We start from the raw sequence: 12,959 nt of genomic DNA, 5'->3' as shown, positions 1-12,959 counted from the left end.
GGAGCCGTAATGAGTACCCCGTCCAAACTGTCCCAGCTGCGCGAACTGTCCGTGGTCGTTGCCGATACCGGTGACTACGAGGCGATCAAGCGCCTGCAGCCGGTGGACTGCACCACCAACCCGACCCTGGTGAAGAAGGCGCTGGACCTGCCGGTCTACGCCGAGCTGATCGAACGCGAACTGGCCTGGGGCCGCCAGCAGAGTGGCGAGCGCGAAGCCGTGGTGCACGCCGTGGCCGACCGCCTGACCATCGGCGTCGGCGCGCTGCTGAGCACGCTGGTGCCGGGCCGCGTGTCCACCGAAGTGGATGCCGACCAGGCCCACGACACCGCTGCCACCGTAGCCAAGGCCCGCCAGTTCATCCAGATGTACGCCGATGCCGGCGTGCCGCGCGAGAAGATCCTGATCAAGATCGCCGCGACCTGGGAAGGCGTGGAAGCCGCGCGCATCCTGCAGGCCGAGGGCATCGACTGCAACCTGACCCTGATCTTCAACCCGACCCAGGCGCTGGCCTGCAGCGAAGCCGGCGCGTTCCTGATCTCGCCGTTCGTCGGCCGCATCTTGGACTGGTACGTGGCCAACGGCCAGACCCCGGCCAACATCGATGAAGACCCGGGCGTGAAGTTCGTGCGCGGCGTGTATGCCGAATTCAAGCGCCGCGGTTCGCCGACCGTGGTGATGGGCGCCTCGTTCCGTTCGACCGCGCAGATCGAAGCGCTGGCCGGCTGCGACCGCCTGACGATTTCGCCGGACCTGCTGGAGAAGCTGGACGCCGACCACGGCGAGCTGCCGCGCAAGCTGGTGGCCGGTGCGGCCGACGGCGTGGCGGTGACCCCGATCGATGCGGCGAAGTTCGCAGCGGATCTGGCGGCCGATCCGATGGCGACCGAGAAGCTGGCGACCGGCATCGATGCGTTTGCCAAGGATCTGGAAGCGCTGCGCGAGCGCATTCGTTCGGAACTGTGATTCCGGCGAACGGCTGAGCCCCTCGTGGCGGGGGCTTGGTCGCGTTGAAGCAAGAGCGAAAGCCGCGCTGGGTCGGGCGGGTTGGGTTCGCGGGAGACGCCGTGAATCCGTCCCTGGAGGCTTGGCCGCCGCATCCATGCGGCGGACACTCCCGCGAACCCAACCCGCCCGCCCTCTGACAGTTTCCGGTGGCCGCCCGCCACGGATGAAAGAAAGAAGAGCAAAAGCGGGTCGCGCGCTTCGCTTGCTCGCAGTCGAGCAAGCTCGACTCTACGGAGCACTGCAGGACCAAACAAAAAGGACGCGGCGAAGGCCGCGTCCTTTTTGTTTTCTTTCAGTTCGTCAGTAACCCAATGCTCTTGCCCACCGTCACCGGGAAACTGTCGAAGGCGGGACGGGTGCAGATGGCGGGACCGTCCACGGCATGGATGCCGTGGCCGAGCCCCCATGGACGGGTTTACGGCGTGTCCCGCCATCTGTACCCGTCCCGCCAAACTCACAACAACCCAGAGCCGCTTTGGCTGTTGACGTTGATTTTGACGTTGCCCGCCGCAGGCGGACCACCGCGCGTCAGCGCGGCGCCTCCACATCCAACCCGATCGGGCAGCTCACCCCGGTGCCGCCGATGCCGCAGTAACCGTTCGGGTTCTTCGCCAGGTACTGCTGGTGATAGTCCTCGGCGTAGTAGTACGCCGGTGCCGGGTACTCGATCTCGGTGGTGATCACCCCGTAGCCGGCTGCGGCCAACTGCGCCTGGTAGGCCTCGCGGCTGGCCAGCGCGGCGGCGTACTGCGCCTCGTCGGTGGCGTGGATCGCCGAACGGTACTGGGTGCCGGTGTCGTTACCCTGGCGCATGCCCTGGGTCGGGTCGTGGCTTTCCCAGAACAGCTGCAGAAGCCGCTCCAGGCTCACCACCGCCGGGTCGAACACCACCTGCACCACTTCGGTGTGGCCGGTCAGGCCCGAGCACACCTCTTCATAGGTCGGGTTCGGGGTGATGCCGCCGGCATAGCCCACCGATGTGCTGTACACGCCCGGTTCGGTCCAGAACTTGCGCTCGGCGCCCCAGAAGCAGCCCAGCGCGAAGCGGATCTGCTGCAGGCCGGCAAAACGGTCCTTCAGCGGATGGCTGTTCACGAAGTGCTGGTTGCTGTGCAGCGGCAGCGGTTGGTCACGCCCCGGCAGTGCTTCTTCCGGGCGCGGCAGGCGCTGCTTGAAGGCGCCGATGCCGAGGATGCCCTGGCCAATTCCCAACATGATGCGCTCCTAGGCCGGAAGGCCGGCTATGTCGTCTGCATCTGAAATGGGGGCGTCCGGCGCGTGGCCCAAGTCCAGCGCCGCCACGATGTCCTCGGCCTGCGGCCGTGCCGCATCAGGGATGCCCACCCGCAGCACGCCGAACAGCGGCAGCTCGCCCATGCCACCCAGCAACGACTCGCCGAACACGAAGGCCGGGATGCCGGCATCCTCCAGCGCGTGCTTGACCAGGTGGGCGTCGAACAGGTTGTCGGCCTTGTACACGATGTGCATGCGGCAGCTCCGTGGGACAGGGTTCCAGCATACGCCCGGGGGCTGAATGGTGGTGGTGACGGCGCATGACCGTTCTGCCGGCCAGCGGCCGGCACTACCCAATTGCACGGCGATCCACATTCCGCCGGCCAGCGGCCGGCGCTTCCGGGAAGAGGGCCTGGCAGTGCCGGCAGCTGGCCGGCATCCCCACGCCCCACCGGGCAGCCCTGCCCGGTACGCGCTAGACTGTTGGTCTTTCTGCCTTTCTTTTCGCCGACTCATGTCCGAGCACACCCCCGCCAGCCCCGAGACCCCCGCCGACAGCCACGAAAAGCGCGATTTCATCCGCCAGATCGTGCGCGAGGACCTGGCCAGCGGAAAGCACCAGGCGATCAAGACCCGTTTCCCGCCGGAACCGAACGGCTACCTGCACATCGGCCATGCCAAGTCGATCTGCCTGAACTTCGGCATCGCCGGCGAGTTCAGCGGCGTCTGCAACCTGCGCTTCGATGACACCAACCCGGCCAAGGAAGACCCGGAATACGTGGCCGCGATCCAGGACGACGTGCGCTGGCTGGGCTTCAGCTGGAACGAACTGCGCCATGCTTCTGACTACTTCCAGACCTATTACCTGGCCGCCGAAAAGCTGATCGAACAGGGCAAGGCCTATGTCTGCGACCTGTCGGCCGAGGAAGTGCGCGCCTACCGCGGCACCCTGACCGAGCCGGGCCGCCCGTCGCCGTGGCGCGACCGCAGCGTCGAGGAAAACCTCGACCTGTTCCGCCGCATGCGCGCCGGTGAATTCCCGGATGGCGCGCGCACCCTGCGCGCGAAGATCGACATGGCCAGCGGCAACATCAACCTGCGCGATCCCGCGCTGTACCGCATCAAGCACGTCGAGCACCAGAACACCGGCAACGCGTGGCCGATCTATCCGATGTACGACTTCGCGCACGCGCTGGGCGACTCGATCGAGGGCATCACCCACTCGCTGTGCACGCTGGAATTCGAAGACCACCGCCCGCTGTACGACTGGTGCGTGGACAACGTCGATTTCGCCCATGACGACACGCTGACCCAGCCGCTGGTCGACGCCGGCCTGCCGCGCGAAGCCGCCAAGCCGCGCCAGATCGAGTTCTCGCGCCTGAACATCAATTACACGGTGATGAGCAAGCGCAAGCTGATGGCGCTGGTTACCGAGCAGCTGGTGGACGGCTGGGAAGACCCGCGCATGCCGACCCTGCAGGGCCTGCGTCGCCGTGGCTACACCCCGGCCGCGATGCGCCTGTTCGCCGAGCGCGTGGGCATCAGCAAGCAGAATTCGCTGATCGATTTCAGCGTGCTGGAAGGCGCGCTGCGCGAAGACCTGGACAGCGCCGCGCCGCGCCGCATGGCCGTGGTCGACCCGGTCAAGCTGGTGCTGACCAACCTCCCGGAAGGCCACGAAGAACAGCTGACCTTCAGCAACCACCCGAAGGACGAGAGCTTCGGCAGCCGCGAAGTGCCGTTCGCACGTGAAGTGTGGATCGACCGCGAGGACTTCGCCGAAGTGCCGCCGAAGGGCTGGAAGCGCCTGGTCCCCGGCGGCGAAGTGCGCCTGCGGGGCGCCGGCATCATCCGCTGCGATGAAGTGATCAAGGATGCCGACGGCACCATCACCGAGCTGCGTGGCTGGCTGGATCCGGAATCGCGTCCGGGCATGGAAGGCGCCAACCGCAAGGTCAAGGGCACCATCCACTGGGTCAGCGCCGTACATGGCGTGCCGGCCGAGATCCGCCTGTACGACCGCCTGTTCTCGGTGCCGAACCCCGACGACGAATCGGAAGGCAAGACCTATCGTGATTACCTCAATCCGGAATCGCGCCGCACTGTCACCGGCTATGTCGAGCCGGCCGCGGCCAGCGCTGCCCCGGAGCAGTCGTTCCAGTTCGAACGCACCGGCTACTTCGTGGCCGACCGCCGCGACCACACCGAAGCCAAGCCGGTGTTCAACCGCAGCGTGACCCTGCGCGACACCTGGTCGGCCTGAGGACCTGCGCGGGCGCCAGCACGGCGCCCGCATGACCCCGACGATGATCACCGCCCTCTCCGTCCTGTTCTGGTTCATCTCGCAGCATCCGCTGCTGACGTTCTTTTCGGCGATGGTGCTGGCCGGGCTGTTCTCGTGGTGGCGGCGTTTTCCGGGCTACGCCATCGTGGTGTTCCCGCTGGCGATGCTCAACATCTTCCTCGGCCACTTCCTCAACGCCGCCTTCCTCAACGTGGTGGGCGAGCCTGGTGAAGCGGTGATCGTGAAGTCCGAGCGCACCAGTTCGACGATGAACGAGCAGTACATCTGGCGCTACGAAGGGGTGCTGCGCACCGCCGAGGGCCGCGACGTGGAGGTGGTGTTCCACACCAACACCGCCTCGCTGTGGCCGCTGGAGAACGCGATCCGCATCCCGGCGCGCGACCAGCCGTTCGTGGTCAAGTACACGCCGGGTTTCCCGCGCAACTTCGTCATCCTCACCAATGAATCGCCGCACGGCATCGCCCAGGCCCGGGCCAGCGCGCGCGAGCGGGTGGAAGTGGCGGCGCGCAAGCTGCACTTCAGCCCGGGCAATGCCGATTTCCGCGCGGACTATCGCCGCGAGCTGGAAACCTGGCTGCGCGACCACGGCAACGATCCGCAGCAGCAGTCCGACGCGCAGCGATATCGCGCCGAACTTGACGCGCTCGACCGCTAGATCCCCAGGCCTTGCCTGGATGTTCCACCCCATCCATCCACAGGCCTGACATGACCACGACCTCCACCGCCCTCCTCCCGCTGCTGCAGCAGGTCCTGCAGGAGGCCGGCATCGCCAGCCACGTCGACGGCGACGCGCTGCTGCTGGACAGCGGCCTGCGCCTGACCCCGCATGCGATGGCCGCGCACGCGCGCGACAACGGCGGCTGGCAGACCTCCACCGTCATCGAAAGCCAGCATCCGCAGCTGTTCGCCGATGGCCTGTTCGAGTACCAGCACGCCAACGGTGCCGATGAGCAGGCATCGCTGCTGTCCGGCTTCCAGACCTGGGTGCGGGTGGACCTGGCGACGCTGCAGACCGCGATCGGCGCCGAAGACGCGCAGGGCCTGCCGATGATGGGCCTGACCTATCCGGCCGGTGACGATGGCGAGGAACACGAGCGCACCGTGGTACTGGGGCCGCTGGCGCACTACCGCGCACAGGAGGTGGATGCCTCCACCTGCAGCGAGGACGACCACGGTTCCTGCCCCTGCTGCCTGTTCACCCGCAGCATGGAGGCCTTCGATGAGCTGCTGAAAGCCCGCCAGTTCCTCGCCATCCGCCTGTTCGCCTCGCGCGATGCCGACGGCCTGTGCGAAGCCGACTGCCGGGTCAACGGCCACGACTTCGCCGCCGCCCTGCCCCTGCTGCGCGCCTATGCCGCCAGCTGGCCGCAGGCCGGGCTGGAGTTCCGCAAGCAGTACGTGGTGATCCGCACCGGCTCGCCGGGCTGACCCACCGCCACACCCGATACAGGCCGGTGCGGCTACACTGCGCGCCGGTTTCCCAAGCAACCGCACCTTCTTCCATCCCATTACGAGGCACCCCCGCGATGCTGTACGCGCAAGTCCACCTGACCCTTCCCGCCTGGATCCACGACCAGATCGACCTGGATCGTCGATATCCGGGCGATGAGGCCAAGGTCGCGCTGGCGATCGAGCTGTCGCGGCTGAACGTCGAGCACGCCAGTGGCGGCCCGTTCGGCGCGGTGGTGTTCGGCCCGGATGACAAGGTCATCGCCGCCGGCGTGAACCGGGTGATGCCGCACGCGACCTCGCTGGCGCACGCCGAGAACATGGCCTACATGCTGGCCCAGCAGCGCCTGCAGACCCCGCGCCTGAACGCAGTGCTGTCGCCGGTCACCCTGGCTACCAGTTCGCAGCCGTGCTGCCAGTGCTACGGCGCCACCGTGTGGGCCGGCATCGACCGCCTGCTGATCGGTGCCAACTCGGCCGACGTCGAAGAGCTGACCCCGTTCGATGAAGGCCCGCTGCCGGCCGACTGGGTGGGTGAACTCAACAAGCGCGGCATCGAAGTGGTGCAGGGCCTGAACCGCGACGCCGCGCGCAGCGTGCTGCGTGCCTATGGGGAAAGCGATGGCGCCCGTTACTGAGGCCGGCATCGGCCTGCTGTGCCTGTGCCGGCAGGGCTTCGAGCCCGAGCTGGCCGGCGAACTGCAGTTCCGCGCCGGTGAAGCCGGTTTCGCCGGTTATGCGCGCACCCAGCGCAATGATGGCTATGTGCTTTTCATGTGCGACGAAGCTGCGGCACTGGCGCCGCGCCTGCGCTGGCGCGAACTGATCTTCGCGCGGCAGAAGCTGGTGGTGCTGGCCGAGCTGCCGCAGCTGGACCCAGCCGACCGCATCACCCCGATGCTGGAGGTGCTGGCCGATGCGCCGCGCTTCGGCGACCTGTGGGTGGAACATCCCGATTCGGACGCCGGCAAGCCGCTGTCCGGGCTGGCCCGTGCCTTCGGCAATGCGCTGCGCCCGGCGCTGCGCAAGGCCGGCAAGCTCACCGACAAGCCGAACGACCGCCTGCCGCGCCTGCACGTGGTGTTCGTCGACGGCACCCACGCCTTCGTCTGCGTGGCCGACCCGGCCGACAGCGCACCGTGGGCATTGGGCATCCCGCGATTGAAGCTGCTGCCCGAAGCGCCGTCGCGTTCGGCGCTGAAGCTGGACGAAGCCCTGCTGACCTTGCTGACGCCGGAAGAACGCGAAGCGCTGGCCAAGCCCGGCATGCGCGCGGCCGACCTCGGCGCTGCACCGGGTGGCTGGACCTGGGTCCTGACCCGCCAGCACATGCACGTGCTGAGCATCGACAACGGGCCGCTGCGCCAGCACGTGCTGGACACCGGCCTAGTCGAGCACCTGCGCGCCGATGGCTTCCACTGGCACCCGGAACAGCCGCTGGACTGGATGGTCTGCGACATGGTCGAGCAGCCGCGGCGCGTGGCCGAACGCATGGCAACCTGGTTCCGCGAAGGCTGGTGCAGGCACGCGATCTTCAACCTGAAACTGCCGATGAAGAAGCGCTGGGACGAAACCCGCTTGTGCCTGGACCTGTTCCAGGAGCAGGCCGGCAAGCCGCTGGTGGTACGTGCCAAGCAGCTCTATCACGACCGTGAGGAGATCACGGTACTGGCCTCGCCGCTGCGCTGAGGAACATGCCCGCCGGGCATGGCCCGGCGCTACCGAGGAAGGGAACCATGCGATACCACCCGCTCGCCATGCTGATCACCGTGCTGGCAGCCGCACCGGCCATTGCCCAGCAGCTGCCGCACACCCCTGCACAGAGCCAGCCACTGGGCCCGACCGGCGGCGCGATCCGCCAGCAACCGCTGGATGCCGGCCGGGTCAGCGGCAGCGTCGAGATTGCACGGCCGGCCGGCGAGGCACAGGTGACCGTGCGTTCGCTGGAACCGAGCAGCGTGGTCGGCCAGTACCGCATCCACTTCGCCGCGCTGGATGTGAACGGTGATGGCTTCATCAGCCGCGAGGAAGCGCAGGCCAATCCGGCGCTGGCCGATGAGTTCAATGCGTTGGACGTGAAGCGTCGCGGCAAGCTGGATCGTGCCGACCTGGCTGGTTGGCTGGTTGATTGATCCACCGGCGCGATCTTCATCCACGCATGGCGTGGATCTACTGGATCAACGGCGGTAGCGGAGCCCGCTTCTGGTAGGTGCCAACCTTGGTTGGCACATCCATCAGGCATCCTGGGCCCAGATGAGGCGAGGGTATTTCCAGCCTTGTGCCAACCAAGGTTGGCACCTACCAGAGCGGCGTTGGCACCTGCCAGAGCGACCTGTATTCCGGTCAGACCCCGGCGGCGCGCTTCCAGAACGCCTGCACCAGCGGCGGCCATTTGCCGACACAGCCCAGTGCGCGTCCACGGGCCAGGGTCAGGTGCATTTCGTCGTTGGAGAACAGGCGGTTGATCGCATCGAAACTGTAGGCGGCGATGTGGTTGTCGCTGCGCCGTTCGCGTGCCCAGCGCTGCAGGCGCTGCGGCGACAGCCGCGGCTGGCCGCGGCGTTCGGCCGACGGCGCCAGCCACTGCTGCAGGGCGGCGACATCGCGCAGGCCCAGGTTCACGCCTTGCCCGGCCAGCGGATGCACCACATGCGCAGCATCACCCAGCGCCAGCACGCGGCCAGCCACGTAGTGACGGGCCAGCTGGCGACGCAGCGGGAAGGCCGCACGCGGTGACGCCAATCGCAGTTCGCCCAGGCGCGCAGCGAAGGCACGGGTCAGTTCGCGGTTGAAGGCGTCCTCGTCCAGGGCCAGCACGCGAGCCGCTTCATCCTCGGGCAGGGTCCAGACGATCGAACTGCGGCGCTCGGCCACCGGCAGCAGCGCCAGCGGCCCGGTCGGCAGGAAGCGCTGCCAGGCCGTGGCCTGGTTGGGAAGATCGCTGTCCACATAGGCCACCACGCCACGCTGGTGGTAATCATGCTTTTCAACCTCGATCCCGGCCAGCTGGCGCAGGGTTGACTCGGCACCGTCGGCGGCCACCGCCAGTGCCGCTTCCAGGCGGCGCCCGTCATCCAGCCGCAGGCGCACGCCGTCTTCATCCTGTTCCAGCGCTTCCACCCGTGCCGGGCAGTGCAGCTGCACGCCCGCCGCCGGCAGCGCCGCCCACAGGCGATCCTGCAGCAGGCCGTTCTCGACGATGTAGCCCAGCTCACGACGGCCGAAGCGATCGGCGTCGAACAACAGATCCTCGCCACCCGCGGCATCCCACACCTGCATGCGCCGGTAAGGCCAGGCGCGGGCCTGCGCGATGGCTGGCCACACACCCAAGCGGTTCAACAGCTGCACGTTGTCGGCGGCGAAGGCGAACACCCGCAGGTCCGGCTGTGCGGCCTGCCACGGTGCCGGTTCGCGGCCTTCCACCAGCGCAACCGACAGGCCGGCATCGGCCAGCGCCAGCGCACACGCGGCACCGACCACGCCACCACCAACGATGGCCACATCAAGACGCGTGCGCCGGCTCATGCGGCTTCTCCGCGGCACAGGCGCGGCACGTCACCACGGAAGCCCATCGCACCACCGACCAGCATCGACTGCACCGACGCGCGCTGCGCGGCCACCAGGCCGAGGCTGCGCAGCGGCCGCATCAGCGGTGCCGGGTTGCTGGTCAATCGTGCCAGCCCACCGGAGAACGCCACCGTCTGCCGGCGATCTTCCTCGCGCCGCGCGACGTAGGCCTTCAGCAGCGCATCGCTGCCGGCATCCTCATGCGCATCCTCCAGCAGTTCGGCCAGGGTCAGCGCATCGCGAAGGCCCAGGTTGAAGCCCTGTGCGCCCAGCGGGTGGATGGTCTGCGCGGCATTGCCGAGCAGCACCGTGCGCTCACCGGCCAGCGCGCGCGCCAGCACCTGGATGAGCGGGTAGGCACTGCGCGGGCCGGATTCAAGCAGGCGGCCGGCACGCCAGCCGATCGCGCTCTGCAGGCGTTGCAGCCAGGCCGCATCGTCCAACGCCATCACCGCATCGGCCTGGTCGCGCGCTACGCCGTGCACGGTGCCGAAGTGACGATCGCCACGCGGCAGCAGGGCGGTTGGGCCGGTATCGGTGAAGCGTTCCCAGGCGGTGCCATCCGGCGCGCGCTGGCTGCGCACGCGGGCCACGAACAGGGTCTGCTGGAAATCATGGCGGTCGACCTCGATGCCCAGCGCGCCACGCACGCCGCTGGTGGTGCCATCGGCCCCCACCACCAACCGTGCCAGCAGCACGCGTTCGCCAGCCTCGTCAGCCACCCGTACCTGGCGGTAACCATCGACCACCTCACCCAGCCCCAGGAACCGCATCGGCCGGTAGCGGCGCAGGCGCGGCAGTTCCTGCAGGCGCGCTTCCAGCGCCTGGCCGAAATCGCGCGCGACCACCACCTGGCCGAACCACGGCCGGTCGTAATCGGCCGCTTCGAGCTGCACACGGCCGAAATCACCGGCACGACTGACATGGATGCGCCGGATCGGGCCCGGTGCCATCGCCAGCTTCTGCATCACCCCCAGCGCGGTCAGCGCATTGACGGTGGCAGCGGCGAAACTGAGATTGCGCTGGTCGAACACCGCAGGCAGCTCGCCGGCCGGGCTGGCCTCAAGCAGGCCCACGTCGCGGCCCAGGCGGTCCAGGGCGATGGCCAGGCTGGCACCGACCAGGCCACCACCGACAATCAGCACGTCATGTCGTTCACTCATGTGTTCATGATACGCGCTCGCCCCGACTGTACGCCGAACGGGCGGCACCTGCGCCAACCTGCGCGGCGGGCTAGAATGAAACCTGAATCCGCTCCGGGCCCCCACCATGTCCGATACCGCCAACCGCGCCTTCGTCCTGTCCGTACTCGTACTGCTGCTGGCGGCGACCCGGGTCAATCACTTCGCGGCCATTCCGGATGCCTCCTGGGCCGTGTTCTTCATCGGTGGCTTCTACCTGGCCCGCTGGACGCGCTGGGCGTTCCCGCTGCTGATGGTGTTCGCGGTGCTGGTGGACTGGATCGTGATCCGCAGCAGCGGTCTGGATTTCTGGCAGCACTACTGCGTGTCGCCGGGCTACTGGCTGCTGCTGCCTGCCTACTTCTCTTTGTGGGCCGGCGGCATGCTGCTGGGCCGCAACTACCAGAGCGCGCGCTGGCCGGTACTGGCCAAGGGCGCACTGCTGCTGGTCGCTTCGGTGGCGGTCTGCCACCTGCTGGCACAGGGCGGTTTCTACTGGAGCAGCCGCAACGTGGGCGAGCCGACCCTGGCCGGCTGGGCACAGAACTACGCGCAGTGGTTCGGGCCCTACCTGCGCACCACGGCGATCTATGTGGCGCTGGCCGCCGCCCTGCAGCTGGCCGTGGAGCAGGTGCTGAAGCTCCAGCAGGCCCGCCGCGACATCCGCCACTGAGCCGCGCCATGGGTCATCGCCTCTCGCGCATCTACACCCGCACCGGCGACGACGGCAGTACCGGCCTTGGCGACGGCCAGCGCGTAGCCAAGGATGACGCCCGCGTGGCGTCCTTCGGCACCGTCGACGAGGCCAATGCCGCGCTCGGCCTGCTGCTGGCCGCGCCACTGCCCGAGGATGTGCGCGCGCTGGTGGTGCATCTGCAGCACCAGTTGTTCGATCTGGGCGCCGAGCTGTGCATTCCCGGCCATGCCGCGATCCACGCCGCCGACGTCTCGGCGCTGGAACAGCAGCTGGACCATTACAACGCCGACCTGCCGATGCTGAAGGAATTCATCCTGCCGGCCGGCGGCGAAGCCGCCGCGCGCTGCCATCTGGCGCGCACCATCGTCCGCCGCGCCGAGCGCGAAACGGTCACCCTGGCCCGCCACGAGGCCGTGCGCAGCGAGGCGCTGCAGTACCTCAACCGGCTGTCGGACCTGCTGTTCGTGCTGGCCCGGGTGCTGGCCCGTGCCGATGGCCACGGCGAAGCGCTGTGGCAGCCACAGCAGCGCCAGCGCTGAGTCGGCACGATGCTGGTCTATACCCACCCGTCCTGCCTGCTGCATGACCCCGGCCCCGGCCATCCCGAGTGCCCGCAGCGCCTGCAGTACGTACTCGACGCACTGCACGCCGCCTTCCCTGATCAGCTGGACTGGCGCGAGGCGCCGCCGGCCAAGTTCGGCGAACTGACCCGGGTCCACGACAGCGCCCTGCTCGACTTCGTGCTGCAGCCGCAGACCGCGCCGCTGCGCCAGCTGGACATGGACACCTGGACCTCGCCAGGTTCGGCCAGCGCCGCCGTGCACGCCGCCGGTGCCGGCGTGGCCGCGGTCGACGCGGTGATGCTGGGCGAGGACCCGCTGGCCTTCTGCGCGGTACGCCCGCCGGGCCACCACGCCACCAGCAGCACGGCGATGGGCTTCTGCCTGTTGAACAACATCGCCATCGCTGCCGCCTATGCCCGCGACCGCCATGGCCTGGAGCGGATCGCGGTGGTCGATTTCGACGTCCACCACGGCAATGGCACCCAGGACATCTTCCAGCACGATGCCCGGGTCTCCTACTACAGCACCCACCAGGCCGGGCTGTTCCCCAATTCCGGCCTGCGCCGCGACCGCGGTGCCGGCAACCTGATGAACATCCTGTTGCCACCGGGCAGCGGCGGCTTCCGCTTCCGCAACGTCTGGGCCGACGAGATGCTGCCAGCCATCGACGACTTCCGTCCGCAGCTGCTGCTGATCTCCGCCGGCTTCGACGCCCACCTGCGCGACCCGCAGGCCGATCTGATGCTGGAGACCGACGATTTCGCCTGGATCACCCGTGAACTGCATGCGCTGGCACGCCGTCACGCCGCCGGCCGGGTGGTCTCGATGCTGGAGGGCGGCTACGACCTGCAGGCCCTGGCCGAGTGCAGCGTGGCCCATGTCCAGGCCCTGATCACCCCCTCTGCGGGTGCCTCCGCCGGATGAACCCGAACCGGCAGGCTCCGGCGCCCTTCATT

Annotated in this window: 14 protein-coding genes; 10 read left to right on the top strand and 4 right to left on the bottom strand. The window is 68.3% G+C overall.

The features are described 5' to 3' along the window. The first annotated feature begins 9 nt into the window (after nucleotides 1–9). Nucleotides 10–966 carry a transaldolase gene (locus ACZK3W_RS03485; protein WP_478450485.1) on the top strand — a complete coding sequence of 319 codons (957 nt, stop codon included), beginning with the start codon at nucleotides 10–12 and terminating at the stop codon, nucleotides 964–966. A gap of 570 nt (nucleotides 967–1,536) precedes the next feature. Here ACZK3W_RS03485 and msrA read toward each other — a convergent pair. Next, the gene (gene msrA / locus ACZK3W_RS03480; RefSeq protein WP_279943243.1) at nucleotides 1,537–2,202 is read right to left on the bottom strand and encodes a peptide-methionine (S)-S-oxide reductase MsrA; all 666 of its coding nucleotides are present in this window, start codon (nucleotides 2,200–2,202) and stop codon (nucleotides 1,537–1,539) included. 30 nt (nucleotides 2,203–2,232) lie between these two features. Beyond that, nucleotides 2,233–2,496 (bottom strand): putative signal transducing protein, encoded by a 264-nt coding sequence (locus ACZK3W_RS03475; protein WP_010481810.1) that lies wholly within the window; start codon nucleotides 2,494–2,496, stop codon nucleotides 2,233–2,235. A gap of 259 nt (nucleotides 2,497–2,755) precedes the next feature. Here ACZK3W_RS03475 and ACZK3W_RS03470 point away from each other — a divergent pair, with 259 nt between their 5' ends. From ACZK3W_RS03470 to ACZK3W_RS03445, 6 genes are all read left to right on the top strand, one after another. Continuing rightward, entirely contained in the window at nucleotides 2,756–4,504 is a 1,749-nt protein-coding gene (locus ACZK3W_RS03470; protein WP_049398150.1) for a glutamine--tRNA ligase/YqeY domain fusion protein, read from the top strand. A 43-nt stretch (nucleotides 4,505–4,547) separates the two neighbouring features. Then, the gene (locus ACZK3W_RS03465) at nucleotides 4,548–5,201 is read left to right on the top strand and encodes a hypothetical protein (protein ID WP_478450825.1); all 654 of its coding nucleotides are present in this window, start codon (nucleotides 4,548–4,550) and stop codon (nucleotides 5,199–5,201) included. Nucleotides 5,202–5,251: 50 nt separating this feature from the next. Continuing rightward, nucleotides 5,252–5,974, top strand: coding sequence for a DUF6348 family protein (locus ACZK3W_RS03460; RefSeq protein WP_478450484.1), 723 nt, complete (start codon nucleotides 5,252–5,254; stop codon nucleotides 5,972–5,974). Nucleotides 5,975–6,072: 98 nt separating this feature from the next. Beyond that, nucleotides 6,073–6,633, top strand: coding sequence for a nucleoside deaminase (locus tag ACZK3W_RS03455; protein WP_004154307.1), 561 nt, complete (start codon nucleotides 6,073–6,075; stop codon nucleotides 6,631–6,633). Further along, on the top strand, nucleotides 6,617–7,684 hold the full coding sequence (gene rlmM / locus ACZK3W_RS03450; RefSeq protein ID WP_329894092.1) for a 23S rRNA (cytidine(2498)-2'-O)-methyltransferase RlmM: 1,068 nt from the start codon (nucleotides 6,617–6,619) through the stop codon (nucleotides 7,682–7,684). The genes ACZK3W_RS03455 and rlmM overlap by 17 nt, the downstream gene beginning before the upstream one ends. 47 nt (nucleotides 7,685–7,731) lie before the next feature. After that, entirely contained in the window at nucleotides 7,732–8,127 is a 396-nt protein-coding gene (locus tag ACZK3W_RS03445) for an EF-hand domain-containing protein (RefSeq protein WP_049398146.1), read from the top strand. A 211-nt stretch (nucleotides 8,128–8,338) separates the two neighbouring features. On the opposite strand, the gene ACZK3W_RS03440 is transcribed toward ACZK3W_RS03445, so the two are convergent. Both ACZK3W_RS03440 and ubiH read right to left on the bottom strand, forming a co-directional pair. Next, a complete protein-coding gene (locus ACZK3W_RS03440; RefSeq protein ID WP_049398145.1) occupies nucleotides 8,339–9,520 on the bottom strand; it encodes a UbiH/UbiF family hydroxylase in 1,182 nt (393 codons plus the stop codon). Next, the gene (gene ubiH, locus ACZK3W_RS03435; protein ID WP_032129910.1) at nucleotides 9,517–10,725 is read right to left on the bottom strand and encodes a 2-octaprenyl-6-methoxyphenyl hydroxylase; all 1,209 of its coding nucleotides are present in this window, start codon (nucleotides 10,723–10,725) and stop codon (nucleotides 9,517–9,519) included. Before ubiH ends, ACZK3W_RS03440 begins: the two co-directional genes overlap by 4 nt. 106 nt (nucleotides 10,726–10,831) lie before the next feature. Here ubiH and ACZK3W_RS03430 point away from each other — a divergent pair, with 106 nt between their 5' ends. The 3 genes from ACZK3W_RS03430 to ACZK3W_RS03420 are packed head-to-tail and all read left to right on the top strand — an operon-like array spanning nucleotide 10,832 to nucleotide 12,927. Then, nucleotides 10,832–11,416 (top strand): hypothetical protein, encoded by a 585-nt coding sequence (locus ACZK3W_RS03430; protein WP_032129909.1) that lies wholly within the window; start codon nucleotides 10,832–10,834, stop codon nucleotides 11,414–11,416. An 8-nt stretch (nucleotides 11,417–11,424) separates the two neighbouring features. Next, a complete protein-coding gene (locus ACZK3W_RS03425) occupies nucleotides 11,425–11,979 on the top strand; it encodes a cob(I)yrinic acid a,c-diamide adenosyltransferase (RefSeq protein WP_049398143.1) in 555 nt (184 codons plus the stop codon). A gap of 9 nt (nucleotides 11,980–11,988) precedes the next feature. Further along, entirely contained in the window at nucleotides 11,989–12,927 is a 939-nt protein-coding gene (locus ACZK3W_RS03420) for a histone deacetylase family protein (protein WP_032129908.1), read from the top strand. Nucleotides 12,928–12,959 lie beyond the last annotated feature (32 nt).

The organism is Stenotrophomonas sp. 80084_Sma, from assembly GCF_056481995.1.
Note: the sequence above shows the minus strand (reverse complement) of the source record. Positions and strands in the feature narration are given on the sequence as shown.